General features: G+C 72.6%; 15 protein-coding genes. 8 read left to right on the top strand and 7 right to left on the bottom strand.

The window, feature by feature from the left end; translation table 11 throughout:
* Nucleotides 1-64 precede the first annotated feature (64 nt).
* Nucleotides 65-346, top strand: a complete 282-nt coding sequence (locus tag ACJOT3_RS23165) for an HU family DNA-binding protein (protein ID WP_073379845.1) — start codon at nucleotides 65-67, stop codon at nucleotides 344-346.
* An 84-nt stretch (nucleotides 347-430) separates the two neighbouring features.
* On the opposite strand, the gene cofC is transcribed toward ACJOT3_RS23165, so the two are convergent.
* A complete protein-coding gene (gene cofC, locus ACJOT3_RS23160; protein WP_406975198.1) occupies nucleotides 431-1,057 on the bottom strand; it encodes a 2-phospho-L-lactate guanylyltransferase in 627 nt (208 codons plus the stop codon).
* A 300-nt stretch (nucleotides 1,058-1,357) separates the two neighbouring features.
* On the opposite strand from cofC, the gene ACJOT3_RS23155 reads away from it, so the two are divergent.
* The 4 genes from ACJOT3_RS23155 (at nucleotide 1,358) to ACJOT3_RS23140 (ending at nucleotide 5,632) form a co-directional block, all read left to right on the top strand.
* Nucleotides 1,358-2,155 (top strand): lysophospholipid acyltransferase family protein, encoded by a 798-nt coding sequence (locus ACJOT3_RS23155; RefSeq protein ID WP_406975197.1) that lies wholly within the window; start codon nucleotides 1,358-1,360, stop codon nucleotides 2,153-2,155.
* A gap of 2 nt (nucleotides 2,156-2,157) precedes the next feature.
* The gene (locus tag ACJOT3_RS23150; protein WP_406975196.1) at nucleotides 2,158-3,216 is read left to right on the top strand and encodes an NAD(P)H-dependent glycerol-3-phosphate dehydrogenase; all 1,059 of its coding nucleotides are present in this window, start codon (nucleotides 2,158-2,160) and stop codon (nucleotides 3,214-3,216) included.
* Nucleotides 3,217-3,228: 12 nt separating this feature from the next.
* The gene (locus ACJOT3_RS23145) at nucleotides 3,229-4,437 is read left to right on the top strand and encodes a trans-sulfuration enzyme family protein (RefSeq protein WP_406975195.1); all 1,209 of its coding nucleotides are present in this window, start codon (nucleotides 3,229-3,231) and stop codon (nucleotides 4,435-4,437) included.
* A gap of 67 nt (nucleotides 4,438-4,504) precedes the next feature.
* Nucleotides 4,505-5,632, top strand: coding sequence for a D-alanine--D-alanine ligase family protein (locus ACJOT3_RS23140; protein ID WP_406975194.1), 1,128 nt, complete (start codon nucleotides 4,505-4,507; stop codon nucleotides 5,630-5,632).
* A 49-nt stretch (nucleotides 5,633-5,681) separates the two neighbouring features.
* On the opposite strand, the gene ACJOT3_RS23135 is transcribed toward ACJOT3_RS23140, so the two are convergent.
* Complete coding sequence (locus ACJOT3_RS23135) at nucleotides 5,682-6,503, bottom strand: EI24 domain-containing protein (protein WP_406975193.1); 822 nt, start codon at nucleotides 6,501-6,503, stop codon at nucleotides 5,682-5,684.
* Nucleotides 6,504-6,626: 123 nt separating this feature from the next.
* On the opposite strand from ACJOT3_RS23135, the gene ACJOT3_RS23130 reads away from it, so the two are divergent.
* Together ACJOT3_RS23130 and ACJOT3_RS23125 are read left to right on the top strand one after the other, a co-directional pair.
* The gene (locus tag ACJOT3_RS23130; RefSeq protein WP_406975192.1) at nucleotides 6,627-6,812 is read left to right on the top strand and encodes a hypothetical protein; all 186 of its coding nucleotides are present in this window, start codon (nucleotides 6,627-6,629) and stop codon (nucleotides 6,810-6,812) included.
* On the top strand, nucleotides 6,809-7,339 hold the full coding sequence (locus tag ACJOT3_RS23125) for a Uma2 family endonuclease (protein ID WP_406975191.1): 531 nt from the start codon (nucleotides 6,809-6,811) through the stop codon (nucleotides 7,337-7,339). Before ACJOT3_RS23130 ends, ACJOT3_RS23125 begins: the two co-directional genes overlap by 4 nt.
* On the opposite strand, the gene cydC is transcribed toward ACJOT3_RS23125, so the two are convergent.
* The 5 genes from cydC to ACJOT3_RS23100 all read right to left on the bottom strand — a co-directional run bounded on the left by cydC (nucleotide 7,336) and on the right by ACJOT3_RS23100 (nucleotide 14,391).
* A complete protein-coding gene (gene cydC / locus ACJOT3_RS23120; RefSeq protein ID WP_406975190.1) occupies nucleotides 7,336-9,114 on the bottom strand; it encodes a thiol reductant ABC exporter subunit CydC in 1,779 nt (592 codons plus the stop codon). The two genes, ACJOT3_RS23125 and cydC, sit on opposite strands and share 4 nt — an antisense overlap.
* Entirely contained in the window at nucleotides 9,111-10,832 is a 1,722-nt protein-coding gene (gene cydD, locus ACJOT3_RS23115) for a thiol reductant ABC exporter subunit CydD (RefSeq protein WP_406975189.1), read from the bottom strand. The genes cydC and cydD overlap by 4 nt, the downstream gene beginning before the upstream one ends.
* A gap of 136 nt (nucleotides 10,833-10,968) precedes the next feature.
* Nucleotides 10,969-11,994 (bottom strand): cytochrome d ubiquinol oxidase subunit II, encoded by a 1,026-nt coding sequence (gene cydB / locus ACJOT3_RS23110; RefSeq protein WP_406975188.1) that lies wholly within the window; start codon nucleotides 11,992-11,994, stop codon nucleotides 10,969-10,971.
* A gap of 12 nt (nucleotides 11,995-12,006) precedes the next feature.
* Nucleotides 12,007-13,467: a cytochrome ubiquinol oxidase subunit I gene (locus ACJOT3_RS23105; RefSeq protein ID WP_406975187.1), complete on the bottom strand. Its 1,461-nt coding sequence runs from the start codon at nucleotides 13,465-13,467 to the stop codon at nucleotides 12,007-12,009.
* Nucleotides 13,468-13,659: 192 nt separating this feature from the next.
* Entirely contained in the window at nucleotides 13,660-14,391 is a 732-nt protein-coding gene (locus ACJOT3_RS23100) for a DUF305 domain-containing protein (RefSeq protein WP_406975186.1), read from the bottom strand.
* Nucleotides 14,392-14,480: 89 nt separating this feature from the next.
* Between ACJOT3_RS23100 and ACJOT3_RS23095 the strand changes: the two genes are divergently transcribed.
* Nucleotides 14,481-15,149 (top strand): thioredoxin-like domain-containing protein (locus ACJOT3_RS23095; protein WP_406975185.1); only part of this gene is annotated, 669 nt, incomplete at its 3' end.

Here is a 15,149-nt window from a genome sequence, read left to right as displayed (position 1 = left end):
TATTTGTGCAAGGGCCTCTGTGTCCCCTAATTTCGTGCGAGCAAGGGGGAACCGGAGGAACCTTATGAACAAGCGTGACCTGATCGACGCGATCTCCGACCGACTCGGAGACAAGAAGACCGCGACCGAAGCGGTCAACGCTGTGCTTGAGACCATTCAGGCCACCGTGGCGTCGGGCGACAAGGTCGCCATCACCGGCTTCGGTGTTTTCGAGAAGGCCGAGCGTGCCGCGCGCACCGCTCGCAACCCCGCCACCGGCGCCACCATCGACGTTCCCGCGAGCTTCGTTCCGAAGTTCCGGGCCGGCGCCGACTTCAAGGCACTCGTCAACGGGGACAAGAAGTAGGACACGGTCCAGAACCGACCGTGACCGCGCTCCGCCCGGGTCCGCACGGACCCGGGCGGAGTCGTGTCCGGGGCCTGTAAGCCTCTAGGGCGTCGGCGCGGCGGTCAGCGCCCGGGTGCGCGGGCCCACGCCCAGCTCCAGCGCCGCCGCCAGGTCGGCGGGGGTGTCCACGTCCCGGCGCACCGACGCCACGTCGGGGAGCCGCAGCTCCCGCGCCCCCGCGGCCAGGTGCCGAGCGCGCGAGGCGCCCTCGAACGCGGGGGAGAACCGGTGCCCCGGCGCCGCCGCGTACAGGGTCGTCCCCACCCCGGGGGCGTCGGCCAGGAACGACCGGCCGTGCCCGGCCGCGGCGGCCAGCACCCGGCCCAGTTCCGCCGGGCGCAGCGCGGGCAGGTCCGCCGACAGCGCGCACACGCCCGCCCCCGGCGCCCGGTGCCGGGCCGCGCGCGCCCCGTGCTCCAGCGCCGGGTTGAGGCCGGTGCCCGGCTCCCCGGTCACCACCGCCGCGCCCAGCGCCGCCAGCTCGGCGCCCGCGCGCGGGTCGTCGGTGACGGCCAGGACCTCCGCGACCGCCGGACAGGCCAGCGCGGCGGCCACGGTGTCGCAGGCGAACGCCAGCGCCAACTCCTCGCGCCCCGGCCCCGGGGCCGGGGCCAGACGCGACTTGGCGAGCCCGAGGTGCTTGACTGGGACGACCAGGGACCAGCGCACTCCGGGGTCCGCAGCCCCCTCCCGCTCTCCGACGCCGGCCACGTTCTCCCCCGGGACGCTCGTACGGCCACGACAGTGACGAGGGTAGGGCTTCGCGAGAGGCGCGGCGCGGGGCCCCGGGTAAAGCCGCCGCCGCAGGCCATCCGTTGAGGGTGGTGGTGGGCGGCGGGTGGGCCCAGGGATGTGGCGGCACCGTGACCTGCCCTTGCGGAGCGGGAGTGGGGTCGAGAGCGTCCTAAACTGAACCGAATGTGCTCCGAGGTCCGGTAGGGGCCGCAGAGCGATGGAATGAGGAGTCCCGTGGCCAAGCAACGAGAATCGCGGTGGGTGAAGGCGGTCGTCTCCCGCATCGTCCGCTTCGTCCTGTGGTTCGTCACCAAGCCGGACTGGAAGGGCACCGAGAACGTTCCGGCCCAGGGCGGCGTGATCATCGCGGCCAACCACCTGTCGCTGACGGACCCGCTGACGGTGGCGCACTTCCTCTACATCGGGGCCCGCCGCTGGCCCACCTTCACGATGAAGGACGGGGTCATGAAGATCCCCGTGGTGCGGTCGGTCGCCAAGAGCACGGGCCAGATCCCGGTCAAGCGCGGCACCACCGACGCGGTCAAGGCCCTCAAGGAGGCCGAGCTGGCGCTCACCCGCGACGGCGCGTCGGTGATCTTCTACCCCGAGGGCACCTGCACCCGCGACCCGGACCTGTGGCCGATGAGCGCCAAGACCGGTGTGGCCCGGCTGGCCCTGACCACCGGCGTCCCGGTCGTCCCGGTGGCCCACTGGGGCGAGCAGCACATCCTGCCCTACGGTGCGAAGAAGCCGAGCCTGTTCCCGCGCAAGCGCCTGGAGTTCCTGGCCGGGCCCCCGGTGGACCTGGAGCGCTTCAAGGGGCGGCCGCTGACCGCGACGGTCCTCAAGGAGGCCACCGACGCGATCATGGACGACATCACCGCCCTCCAGGCGAAGATCCGCGGCGAGCAGCCGCCCGCGGTGCGCTACGACCTCAAGCGCGCCCGCCTGGAGGAGGCCGAGAAGAAGAAGCAGCAGGCCGGGTCGGCCGACGAGAGCAACGGCAACGCCACGAAGGGTGCGACGGAGTGACGGTGACGGGCAACGACAGCGTGCGGATCGCCGTCCTGGGCTCCGGGTCGTGGGGCACCGTGTTCGCGAACGTCATCGCGGACGCCGCCGCCCACACCCTGTCCCAGGACCCGGCCGCCCCCGCCGCGGAGGTCGTCCTGTGGGGACGGCGCCCCGAGGTGGTCGACGCCGTCAACCACACCTCGCAGAACCCCGACTACCTGCCCGGGATCACCCTCAACCCGCGGCTGACCGCCACCACCGACGCCGCCAAGGCGCTGGCCGAGGCCGAGGTCGTGGTCATGGCGGTGCCCACCCAGTCGCTGCGGGACAACCTGGCGCGGTGGCGCGGGCACCTGCGCGAGGACGCGGTCGTCGTCAGCCTCATGAAGGGCGTGGAGCTGGGCACCCACCTGACCGCCTCGCAGGTCATCGCCGAGGTGCTGGAGCTGCCCGCCGAGCGCCTGGCCGTGGTCTCTGGCCCCAACCTGGCCCGGGAGATCGCCGAGCGCCAGCCCGCCACCGCCGTGGTCGCCTGCCCGCACGAGGAGACGGCCGTCCGCCTCCAGTCGCTGTTCAAGGCCCCGTACTTCCGCCCCTACACCAGCACCGACCTGGTGGGCGTGGAGATCGGCGGCGCCATGAAGAACGTGATCGCCCTGGCCGTGGGCGTGGCCGAGGGCATGGGGTTCGGCGACAACACCAAGGCGTCGCTCATCACTCGCGGTCTGGCCGAGACGACCCGCCTGGCGGTGGCCCTGGGCGCCGACGAGCACACCCTGTCCGGGCTGGCCGGGATGGGCGACCTCGTCGCGACATGCTCGTCGCCGCTGTCGCGGAACCGGACCTTCGGTGAGAAACTGGGCAAGGGTAAGACCCTGGAACAGGTCATCGCCGAGACCCGGCAGACCGCCGAAGGGGTCAAGTCCTCCGAGTCCGTCCTGGAACTCGGCTGGGCCCGCGGGGTCGACCTGCCGATCACCGAGGCCGTCGTCAAGATGATGCACCACGACCTGAGCCCCGCCGAGGCACTCGTCGCCTTCATGGCGCGCAGTGCCAAACCCGAGCGCTACGGGGTCTGAGAGCGAGCAGCGATGTCGTACACACCCGCGGCCGGGGGCGAGCACACCCGGGCGGTCTCCCCGCCGCCCGCGGCCGTGCCCGCCGAACGTCCCATGCGGATGCCGGTCCACCGGGCCACCACCTACGCCTTCGACACCTCCCAGGACTACGCAGACGTCCTGTCCGGTGCGCGGCAGGGCTACTCCTACGCCCGCATCGACAGCCCCACCGTGGACGCCTTCGCGGAGGCGGTCGCGGCGCTGGAGGGCGCGGGCCTGCCCGACCGGGTGCGCGGCCAGGCGTTCGCCTCCGGGATGGGCGCGCTGAGCACCGTGTTCATGGCGCTCACCGAGGCGGGCTCGCACGTGGTGGCGTCGCGGTCCATCTACGGCAACACCTACTCGCTGCTGGACCGGCTGCTGCGCCGGTTCGGGGTGCGCACCGACTTCGTGGACATCACCGACCTGGACGCGGTGCGCGAGGCCGTGCGGCCGGGCACCGCGGTGCTGTTCACCGAGACCCTGTCCAACCCCACCATGACCGTCTCGGACCTGCCCGGGCTGGCGCGGATCGCCCGGGAGGCCGGGGCCGCCCTGGTGGTGGACTCCACGTTCGCCTCCCCGGCGGTGTGCCGGCCCCTGGAGTACGGGGCCGACGTGGTGGTGCACTCCGCCACCAAGTACATCGGCGGGCACAGCGACACCACCGGCGGCGTGGCCGTGGCCGCGCCGTCCTTCATCGACCGGATCCGCTCGGCGCGGGTCGACCTGGGGCCCTGCCTGGCCCCCGACGAGGCGTACCTGCTGCACCGGGGCCTGGAGACGCTGCCGCTGCGGGTGCGGCGCCAGTGCGAGACCGCCGCGGTGTTCGCCGCGGCCCTGGAGGGGCACCCGCTGGTGGAGCGGGTCGACCACCCGTCCCTGGACTCGCACCCGCAGGCCAAGCTCGCCGCCGAACTGTTCGACGCCGGCCGGTACGGCGCCGTCGTCACCGTCCACCCGCGTGGCGGGTGGGAGGCCGGGATGGCGTTCGCGGACCGCCTCAGGGTCGCCACCATCGCCGCGTCCCTGGGCGGCACCCACACCCTGGCCGGTCACGTCGCCTCCACGTCGCACCGGAACATGAACGACGTCGAACTGGCGGCCGCCGGCATCTCACCGGGTGCGGTACGGTTCTCCATCGGCCTGGAGGACCCCCAGGACCTCATCGGGGACGCCCTGGCGGCCCTCGGGGGCAACTGACACACGAGCAGGCCGGGAGGACCCCCGGCCGCTTCTTTTCCGGCAACGAGCACAAAGGGTCAGCACCATGTCGTCCGAGCAGCGAAGGATCCGGGTCGCCGTCGTCTTCGGCGGTCGCAGTTCCGAACACGAGATCTCCTGCGTCACCGCGGGCAGCGTCCTGTCGGTGATCGACCACGACCGCTACGAGGTCGTGCCGGTCGGCATCACCAAGACCGGCAACTGGGTGCTGACCTCCGGCGACCCCGAGCGGCTGCGCATCGAGGAGGGCACCAAGGCCCTGCCGACCGTGTCGGAGGAGGGCGGCCGGGAGCTGGCCCTGCCGTTCGACGCCGCCGGGCAGCTGATGGTGGTGGATCCCGCCGAGGGGCCCTCCCGGCTGGCCGAGGTCGACGTGGTGCTGCCGCTGCTGCACGGGCCCTTCGGTGAGGACGGCACCATCCAGGGGCTGTTCGAGATGATGGGCGTGCGCTACGCGGGCGCCGGGGTGTTCTCCAGCGCCGCCGCCATGGACAAGGTGTTCATGAAGGCGATCCTGACCGGCAACGGGATCCCCACCAGCGACTACGTCGCCATCACCGACCGGCGCTGGCGCACCGAGCGCAAGAAGGTGCTGGACGACATCGCGGAGCTGGGCGAGACCGTGTTCGTCAAGCCGGCCCGGGCGGGCAGCAGCGTGGGCATCAGCAAGGTGCGGGACTCCTCCGACACCGACGCGGTGGTCGCGGCGATCGAGGCGGCCCGCGAGCACGACCCCAAGGTGCTGGTGGAGGCCCAGGTCATCGGGCGCGAGATCGAGTGCGGGGTGCTGGAGTCCGAGGACGGCGGCACGCCCGACGTGTCGTTCCCGGCCGAGGTGCACGTGGCGGAGGGCTTCGACTTCTACGACTTCGAGGCCAAGTACCTGTCGACCAGCGGGCTGACCATCCCCGCGGAGATCCCCGAGGAGGTCACGGCGCGGCTGCGCGGGCTGGCCGCCGAGGTGTTCGAGGCGATGGGCTGCGAGGGGCTGGCCCGGGTGGACTTCTTCTACACCAAGGACGGCGAGGTCCTGGTCAACGAGCTGAACACGATGCCGGGGTTCACGCCGGCGTCGGCGTTCCCGCAGATGTGGGCGGCCACGGGGGTGGACTACGCGACGCTGGTGGACCGGATGATCACCACGGCGCTGCGCCGCTCGCCGGGCCTGCGCTGACAAGCGAAAAAGGGGGGCGGCCCGCTCGGGCCGCCCCCCTTTCGTGTGTTCAGGCCGGGGGCGCCGGCGGCTGCGGCGGCTGCACCGGGGTCGCCCGGGCCACACCCCGCGGCAGCTCGGGCACGCCCAGCAGCTGCCGGGCCAGGATGGTGCCGCCCGCCGTCGCCGCCGGGAACACCACGACCGCCACGAACGGGATCGCCAGCAGCAGGTAGGTGGGGACGGTGAACCCCAGCACCCGCAGCCGCCGGGTGCCCATCCACTTGCGGCGCTCCTTGATGGTGATCAGGCGGCGGCGGTCGAACGACCCGGCCACCAGCTCGATCCCCAGCAGCCACCCGCCCAGCAGGGCGGCCAGCACCGAGCCGACGATCGCGCCGACCACCGGGATGAACCCGATGAAGAACACCATGAGGGTCACCAGCAGCGAGGCCAGGATGATCACCAGGGACTGGCGCACCGACCGGCCCAGCCCCGCCCAGAACGACTCGTCCGTCTCCGCCGGGGGGTTGCCGAGCTCGTGCTCGACCAGGTCGGTGATCTTGTCGTAGATCGGCGCGCCCAGGGCCAGCGTGATGGTGGTGAACGACACCACCATCAGCAGGATCGTCCCGGCCAGGATGCCCAGGGCGACGGCGCCGCGCACCAGGTTCCGCCAGACCTCGCCCCAGTCCGCGGCGAAGGGGGTCGCCCACTCGGCCAGGTCGGTCAGGTTGATCACCAGGACCACGAACAGCGCCAGGAACAGCAGCGAGGTGATCAGCGCGGGCAGCGCGCCCAGCACGAACAGGCGCGGTCTGCGCAGCAGCAGGCCGAAGCCGCGCGCCAGCGCGCCGACTCCGCCGAGGACTTCACGTACGGGATTGGCCACGCTGGAACATTAGGGCAATCCCCGCCGCCCCTGCCAGTCCGCCCCCGTTTCCCCGAACCGCCCCCGGGGACGCCCCCGCCGCCGTAGGCTGCTGCGGGCGGCCTGCCGAAGGGACGGGGACCTGTGACCATTCACCACCTGGTGGCCGACCCCTCCTTCGAGGCGAGCCACGGCTCCGTCGGCGACGACGGGTTCGACTCCTTCGCCGACCGCGTCATGGAGGGCTTCGACGCCCTGCCGGACGCCGTCGACCCCGACCTCGCCGGGCCGGAACCGGTGCGGGTGCGCTTCCGGAGCCGTGCGCGGTGAAAGACGACCTCGATCTTCCGGAAGGGTACCGGGCGGAGGTCGTCGGCGGCCGGACGGTGGTGTCGCCGACGCCGACGTATCGGCATGCGCGCATCGTGCACGGGGTCGAGCGCCTCATCACCGGCATCCTGCCGGACGACCTCGTCACCTTGCAGATGGTGACGGTGGAGAACGCGGCGACCGGGGACCACTACGTGCCGGACCTATTGGTCATGCCGATCGCCGTCGCGGACGGCGAGGGGTGGGACGGGCCGGAGTGGATCCGGCCGATGGAGGCCGTCGAGTTCGCGCTGGAGGTCGTCTCGCCCAGCAGCGCGCTCCACGACTGGAAGGCCAAGGCGCAGGGCTACGCCCGCTCCCGGGTCCCGCTGTACCTCGTGGTCGACCCGCGGCTGGGCGAGATCGCCCTGTTCTCCGACCCCGATGGCCACGACTACCGCGAGGTGGCCAGGGCCGTGCGGGGCGGGCATGTGCGGCTGCCGGAGCCGTTCGGGGTGGAGCTGGCGGCGGAGGGGCTGCTCGGCTAGAGGCCGGGGTGGACGTCGCGGTACCAGCCGGGGCGGGCCAGGAGTTCGGTGTGGGTGCCGGACTGGACGACGCGGCCGTCCCGGACGACGACGATGCGGTCGACGCGGTCCAGGCCGGTGAGGTCGTGGGTGATGAGGAGCGTCGAGTAGCCCTCGGCGGCGGCGAGCAGGTCGTCGACGACCGCGTCGCGGGTGTCCGGGTCCAGGTGGGCGGTGGGTTCGTCCAGGACCAGGACGCGGGGCGCGGCCAGCAGGGCGCGGGCCAGGGCCAGGCGCTGGACCATGCCGCCGCTCAGGCCCAGGCCGTGGGTGCCCACGCGGGTGTCGAGGCCGTCGGGCATGTCGGTGACCGCGTCGGCGAGGCGGGCCCGGCGCAGGGCCGCCCACAGGTCGTCGTCGGTGGCGTCCGGGCGGGCGAGCTTGAGGTTCTCGCGCAGGGTCGAGGCGAACACGTGCGGGTCCTGGGGGACCCCGGAGATCACGGCGCGCACCTCGTCGGCCGGGTACGCGGTGATGTCGGCGCCCCCGAGCTCGACGTGTCCGGAGTCGGGGTCGCGGAAGCGCAGCAGGACGGAGGCCAGGGTGCTCTTGCCCGCGCCGCTGGGGCCCACCACCGCGACGGTCCCACCGGCGGGGACGTCCAGGTCCACGCCGTCCAGGGCCCAGGGCCCGTCCGGGGTGTAGCGCACCCGCAGCCCGCGGACGCGGACGGCCGAGTCGCCGTGCGGGTCCAGGCCGGTGCGGGCGGCCGGGGCGACCGCCGCCGGGGTGTCCAGCACCCCGAACAGCCGCGCCCCGCTCTCCCGGATCGCCCCCAGCTTGGCGGCCACGGCGGGCAGCGGGGCGACGATCTCGAACGCCGCCAGGGTCACCAGCACGAGCACCGCGAGCGACACCGCGTCCAGGCCGCCGCCTTCCACGGCCAGCACCCCGAGGAAGAGCGCGCCCCAGACGGTGAGCCCGGTGATGAGCGTCGTCGCCCCCGCACCCAGGCCCAGGATCGCGGCGTCGCGCCGCGCCATCCGGGTCAGCTCCTCGTCGGCCTCGTACACCCGGGCCACCTGGCGCCCCATCGCCCCGTAGGCGATGAGGTCCGGCGCCCCGTGCAGGGTGTCCACCAGGGAGGTCGACAGCCGCCCGCGCGCCACCGCCTGGCGCCGCCCCGGCGCCCGGCCCAGCGCGGCCGCCGCCCACGGCACCGCCAGCCCCGCCAGCAGCAGGCCCGCGGCCAGCAGCGCCCCGCCGGGCGCGTACACGGCGGTGACCACCAGGACGGTGACGCCGCCGGTCACCAGGGACACCAGCGGCGGGGTCAGCCCGCGCACCAGCAGGTCCAGGGTGGCCTCGGTGTCGTTGACCAGCCGCGACACCAGGTCGCCGGACCGGAACCGGCCGAAGGGCTCGGTGGCGGCGAGCCTGCGGTACACCCGCACCCGCACCTCGGCCAGCGTGCGGAACGCGGCGTCGTGGGTGACCAGCCGCTCCAGGTACCGGCTCACCCCCTTGCCGACCCCCAGCGCCCGGGTGGCCACCACCGAGACCCCCAGCGCCGTGATCGCCGGGTGCGAGGCCGCGGTGGCCAGCATCCACGCGGCCACCCCCAGCAGCGCCACCCCGGACCCGGTGGCGACCGCGCCCAGCAGGACGCCCAGCGCGAACCGCCCGGCCCGGGGCCGGGCCAGCGCGACCATCCGCCGCAGCGGGTCGCGTCGGCGCTCCGCCTCGGGGACGGGCGCGGCGTCGGCGCCCGCGGGTGAAGTGTCGATCGTGCTCATCGGCTCAGCGCCCCTTCACGGCCCGGCAGCGGGAGTTCCACGACCCGGGCGCCGAGGACGGCCTCGGCCCAGCCGGTGTCGTGGGCGACGATGACCGCGGTGCGCCCCCGGAGCAGGCGGTCCACGGCGGTGCGGACCGCGGCGGCGTTCTCCGGGTCCAGGTGGGCGGTGGGCTCGTCCAGCAGCACCAGCGGGGCGTCCCGGCAGAACGCCCGGGCCAGCGCGATCCGCTGGCGCTGGCCGGCCGAGAGCCGGGCGCCGCGTTCGCCGAGCCGGGTCTCGTACCCGTCGGGCAGCGCGGACACGAACCCGTCGGCCTCGGCCAGCCGCGCCGCCTCGCGCACCCGCTCCAGCGGGGTGTCGGGGTCGCCCAGCCGGATGTTGTCGGCCACCGACACGTCGAACAGGTAGGGGTGCTGGGGCACCCAGGCCACCCCCAGCCGCCAGTCGTCGGCGGGCACCGACTCCAGCGGCGCCCACGCGCTGCCGGGCTCGCGCACCTCGACCCGCCCGCCGGAGGGGGTGTTCATCCGCAGCAGCAGCGACAGCAGGGTGGTCTTGCCGGACCCGCTGGGCCCGGTGAGCAGCACCCGTTCGCCCGCGCGCACGGTCAGGTCCACCCCGGACAGGGCGGGCAGGTCCCGCCCCGGGTAGGTCAGCGACACCCCGCTCAGCCGCAGGTCGCCGCCGGTGGCGGGGGACCGCTCACCGGTGGGCGCGGGGACGTCGCCGTCCCCGCCGTCCCGGCGCCGGTCCAGTTCGGTGAACACCTGGTCGGCGGCGGCCACGCCCTCCATGCTCGCGTGGAACCGGGCGCCCACCTCGCGCAGCGGCAGGTACGCCTCCGGCGCCAGGATCAGCACCAGCAGCGCGGTCTGGTAGTCCATGTGCCCGCCCAGCAGCCGCAGCCCCACCTCGACGGCGACCAGCGCCACCGCCAGGGTGGCCAGCAGCTCCAGGGCGAACGCGGACAGGAACGCGATCCGCAGCGTCCCCATGGTCGCCCTGCGGTGCTCCTCGCCGACCTTGCGGATGAGCGCCGCCTGCGCCTTGGCCCGCCGGAACACCGCCAGGGTCGGCAGCCCCTCCACCACGTCCAGGAAGTGCCCGCCGAGCCTGCTCAGCAGCCGCCACTGCCGTTCGGTGCGGCTCTGGGTGTGCATGCCGATGAGCGCCATGAAGACCGGGATGAGCGGCACCGTCACCAGGATGACGATCCCGGAGATCCAGTCGGCCCAGAACACCACGGCCAGCACGGCGACCGGCACGATGGCCGCCAGCACCAGCTGGGGCAGGTAGCGCGCGAAGTAGTCGTCGAGCGCGTCCAGGCCCCGGGTGGCCAGGGTGACCAGCTCCCCGGCCTTGGGGGACTCGCCGTCCGCGCCGCGCCGGGCCGTCCACACCGTTCCGTCGCCGGTGACGCTGTCGATCAGCCGCCGCCGCAGGATCGACTTGGTGCGGGCGGCGCTGTGCAGCGCGGACGCCTCGGCGACGTACGACAGCAGGGCCCGGGTGAGGGCGATCCCGGCGACGGCGGCGATCGCCCACCCCAGGGCGTCGAACCCGTCCCCGGCGAACACCCCGGAGATGACACGGGCGAGCAGCCAGGCCTGGGCCAGGATCAGCCCGGTGATCGCCACCCCGCTGAGCACGGAGACGGCCAGGTGGGCGCGGACCGCGTCGGCGGTCCGCACCAGGCGCGGATCGAGCGGTTTCAATGGGACCCCTTGAGTGGAGGGCGACGGGCGTGCGTGCGGGCGCAGGCTTTCAGTCTTGCCGATGGGCGCCGGATACGGCCACGGCCCCCGCCCCGGGCGATGGGGGAGGGGGCCGCGTCCTTCCTCGGAACCGGTCTCAGGAGTCGGCGCCCTGGGTGACGGTCTCACCGGTGACGGTGGCGCCGGTGACCCGCTTGCGGAACACCCAGTAGCTCCACCCCTGGTAGAGCAGCACCAGCGGCAGGAACACCACCGCCACCCACGTCATGATGGTGAGCGTGTAGTCCGCCGAGGACGCGTTCTCGACGGTGAGGCTGAACGCCGGGTCGATGGTGGAGGGCAGCACGTTCGGGAACAGCGATCCGAACAGGGTGACCACGGCGGCGATGATGGTCACCACCATCAGCCCGAAGGCCGGCCCCTCCCGCCGCGCCCAGGCCGCCGCGACCCCGCCGACCAGTGTCAGGGCGGCCAGCGCCACCAGCGGCCAGGTCCACACCTGCCCGTGGGCGAGCTGGGTCCACAGCAGGAACCCGGCCCCGGCGGGCACGGCCACGCAGGCGACGCGCAGGGCGGCGGCGCGGGCCCGCGCCCGCACCGGCCCGTCCGTCTTCAGGCTCAGGAACACCGCCCCGTGCAGGGTGTACAGCGACAGGGTGGTCAGCCCGCCCAGCAGCGCGTACGGGTTGAGCAGGTCGAGCAGCGACGCGGTGACGATGTGGTCGGCGTCCATGGCCACGCCCCGGACGATGTTGGCGAAGGCGACGCCCCACAGCAGGGCGGGCGCGGCGCTGCCGAAGAAGATGGCCCGGTCCCACCACAGCCGCCAGGTGGAGCTGTCGCGCTTGCCGCGGTACTCGAACGCCACACCGCGCAGGATGAGCGCGATGAGGATGAGGAACAGCGGCAGGTAGAACCCGCTGAACAGGGACGCGTACCAGGCGGGGAACGCGGCGAACATGGCCCCGCCCGCGGTGAGCAGCCACACCTCGTTGGCGTCCCACACCGGGCCGATGGCGTTGATGGCGACCCGCCGGTCGACGGAGTCCCGCTTGCCCATGAACGGCAGCAGGGTGCCGACCCCGAAGTCGAATCCCTCCAGGACGAAGTACCCGATCCACAGGACCGAGATGGCGATGAACCAGATGACGGCCAGATCCATGGTCCGGTGCTCCTAGTAGCTGAAGTGGGGGATCTTCGACTCGTCGCCGTCCTTTTCGAGGTCGGGGACGAGGTGGGACGGGCCCGCCTTGATGTACTTGACCAGCAGGCCGACCTCCACCACGGCGAGCAGGCCGTAGATGAGGGTGAACCCGGTCAGGCTCAGGGCGACGGTGGCCAGGCTCACGCCGGGCGAGACGCTGGCGGCGGTGAGCAGGTAGCCGTGGACGGTCCAGGGCTGGCGGCCCATCTCGGTGAGCACCCAGCCGAAGATGTTGGCGGCCAGGGCCGCGGGCAGCGCGAACACGGCGAGCGGGTAGAACCAGCGGGTGAGCCGGCCGTTGACGGACGGCATCCGGTCCCTGCCCCGGGTGAGCCACAGCCCGAGAGCGGCGATGGCGACCCCGGCCATGCCCAGGCCCATCATGAGGCGGAACGACCAGTACGTGACGAACACGTTGGGGATGTAGTTCCCCTCGCCGTACTCGGCCTCGTAGGCCTCCTGGAGGTTGTTCATCCCGTGGACCTCGCCGTCGAACTCGCCGGTGGCGAGGAAGCTGAGGATGTTGGGGACGGTGATGTCGATGGGGTTGTACCGGGCCTCGGTGTCGCCGACGGCGAACGCGGAGAACGCGGCGCCCTCCTCGGTGTCCCACAGGGCCTCGGCGGCGGCGAGCTTCATCGGCTCGTACTGGGCGGCGAGCTTGGCCTGGTGGTCGCCGGAGATGCCCACGACCACCCCGGCGATGAGCGTGAAGACCAGGCCGACCTTGAGCGTGCCGCGGAACAGGGCGAAGTCGTTCTTGGGTGGTGTCACCCCGCGGATCCCGGTGTCCCCGTGCTTCTGGTTGCGCCAGAGCTTGTAGGCGCTGACGCACACCACGAACAGCCCGGCGGTGATGAACGCGGCCGAGACGGTGTGCAGGTAGGTGGACCAGGCCTGGTCGTTACTGAGCACGGCCCAGATGTCGTTGAGCTCGGCGCGCCCGGTCTCGGGGTTGACCTCGAACCCGACGGGGCGGCGCATCCAGGCGTTGGCGGCGAGGATGAAGTACGCCGACAGGTTGGTGCCGATCGCCACCATCCAGATGCAGGCCAGGTGGGCGGCGCGGGGCAGCCGGTGCCAGCCGAAGATCCACAGTCCGATGAACGTGGACTCCAGGAAGAAGGCGAGCAGCGCCTCCATGGCCAGCGGCGCGCCGAACACGTCGCCGACGAAGCGGGAGTACTCGCTCCAGTTCATGCCGAACTGGAACTCCTGGACGATGCCGGTGACCACGCCCATGGCGAAGTTGATGAGGAAGAGCTTCCCGAAGAACTGGGTCGCCTGGAGGTACTCGTGCCTGCCGGTGCGGTACCAGAAGGTCTGTAGGACGGCCACGATGAACGACAGGCCGATGGTCAACGGCACGAACAGGAAATGGTAGATCGTGGTGACACCGAACTGCCACCGCGCGAGTTCAAGGGCTTCCATAACCCGCCTCTCAGATACCGACCGCCGGTAGTACTACGAATCGTAGTACATGAGGATGCGGGGGATCCCGCAGGCCCCTTCTACCAGTGTGTCGGCGGGGAGTGCGGGAGGCGGCCGACCGACGCGGTCGACTGACGCGGTCAGGCGACAGGGTCGGTCGACAAGGCCGGCCGGTGTGGTCGGTCGGTGCCGTCAGCCGCCGGTGCGGTCCGCCAGCAGGCGCTCCATGAGGTCCACCTCGGCCCCCTGGGCGTTGATCATGCCCTGGGCGAAGCCCACGACCATCTCCTCCCGCCCCAGGTCCACCTCGGCCCGGGCCATCTCGATGCCGCCCAGGTGGTGGTCGATCATCAGCTCCAGGAAGACGATCTCGGCGTCCACACCCTCGGCCGCCCGCAGCTCGTCGAGCTGCTCCGCGGTGGCCAGCCCCGGCATGGTCTCGGGCACCCCGCCCTGGCCGCCGCCGTGGTCGTGCCCCTCCATCCAGGCCATCGGCGCACCCGGGGCGCGCACCGGCAGGTCCCAGGCCAGCAGCCAGCCCTTCATCCGCCCCACCTGCTCCTGCTGGGTGCGGGCCATGTCGGTGGCGACGGTGCGCAGCTCGGGGTCCTCGGACTTCTCCAGGATGATCATCGACATGTCCACGGCCTGTGCGTGGTGGACGCTCATGTCCCGCAGGAACCCCGCGTCGGCTCCGGTGTCCAGCGGGTGGGAGGGGCGCCCCAGCAGGTAGCCGCCGAGCAGGGCGACCGCGACCAGGATCACTGCGGCCCAGGTCGGCACCGATGTGAGCGAGACCGGGCGGATCTCGGATTCCTCCGGAAACTCCCCCGGGACGGTCTCCTCGTCGCCCGACTCGGGACGGTCCGCGGTGTCGTCGAGATCACCGATCGGGTCGCGCTCGGTACCGCTTTCGTTTCCCATCGGAACCATCCTGGTCAAATCGCACGACTGTGATGCCAAAGTAGAGGATAGGTAAGTCCCAGGCCCCACCACCCACCTCAGGAGACCCAGTGGCCAAGAAGAAGACGGCGGAGGAGCGCCGCCAGCGCGCTGCCGCCCTCAAGGCGGAGCGCCTGCGCAAGGAGAGACGGCGCAAGATCCTCGCCATCACCGGTGGCACCCTGGCGGTCGCCCTGATCGCGGGCCTGATCGGCTTCCTTTTCTACATGGACTATCGCAGCCGCCAGATCCCCGGCATGGCCGAGTACGAGATCGGCTCCTACCTCCACGTGGACACCGGGGAGAAGGTCGACTACGAGCAGAGCCCGCCGGTCGGCGGCGACCACTGGAGCGCCTGGCAGAACTGCGGTGTCTACCCGGCCCCGGTGACCTCCGAGTTCGCGGTGCACTCCCTGGAGCACGGCGCGGTGTGGGTCGCCTACGACCCCGAGCTGCCCGCCGACCAGGTCGCGCAGCTCGACGCCCTGTACACCCCCGGTTCCTACCTGGTGGTCTCCCCGTACGAGGGTGAGATGGACGGCCCGATCGTCGCCTCCTCCTGGGGCCGCCAGGTCGCGGCCGACAGCCCGGACGACGAGAGCCTCCAGCGCTTCATCCGCGCCTACGAGCAGAGCCGCGACGTGCCCGAGCCGGGCGCGCTGTGCTCCCAGGGCGTGGACCTGGACGCCGCCGAGGTCGAGGCCCAGCTCGCCGCCGGCGGCGGCGAGGACATCGCCGAG

This window comes from Nocardiopsis protaetiae (assembly GCF_045446735.1).
Lineage (GTDB): Bacteria > Actinomycetota > Actinomycetes > Streptosporangiales > Streptosporangiaceae > Nocardiopsis > Nocardiopsis protaetiae.
Note: the sequence above shows the minus strand (reverse complement) of the source record. Positions and strands in the feature narration are given on the sequence as shown.

What these genes read in the sequence shown, in the direction of transcription:
- ACJOT3_RS23100 (WP_406975186.1), bottom strand. Translation starts at nt 14,391, where the DNA reads ATGGGAAACGAAAGCGGTACCGAGCGCGACCCGATCGGTGATCTCGAC.
- cydC (WP_406975190.1), bottom strand. Translation starts at nt 9,114, where the DNA reads ATGAGCACGATCGACACTTCACCCGCGGGCGCCGACGCCGCGCCCGTC.
- ACJOT3_RS23105 (WP_406975187.1), bottom strand. Translation starts at nt 13,467, where the DNA reads ATGGAAGCCCTTGAACTCGCGCGGTGGCAGTTCGGTGTCACCACGATC.
- ACJOT3_RS23145 (WP_406975195.1), top strand. Translation starts at nt 3,229, where the DNA reads ATGTCGTACACACCCGCGGCCGGGGGCGAGCACACCCGGGCGGTCTCC.
- ACJOT3_RS23165 (WP_073379845.1), top strand. Translation starts at nt 65, where the DNA reads ATGAACAAGCGTGACCTGATCGACGCGATCTCCGACCGACTCGGAGAC.
- ACJOT3_RS23140 (WP_406975194.1), top strand. Translation starts at nt 4,505, where the DNA reads ATGTCGTCCGAGCAGCGAAGGATCCGGGTCGCCGTCGTCTTCGGCGGT.
- cydB (WP_406975188.1), bottom strand. Translation starts at nt 11,994, where the DNA reads ATGGATCTGGCCGTCATCTGGTTCATCGCCATCTCGGTCCTGTGGATC.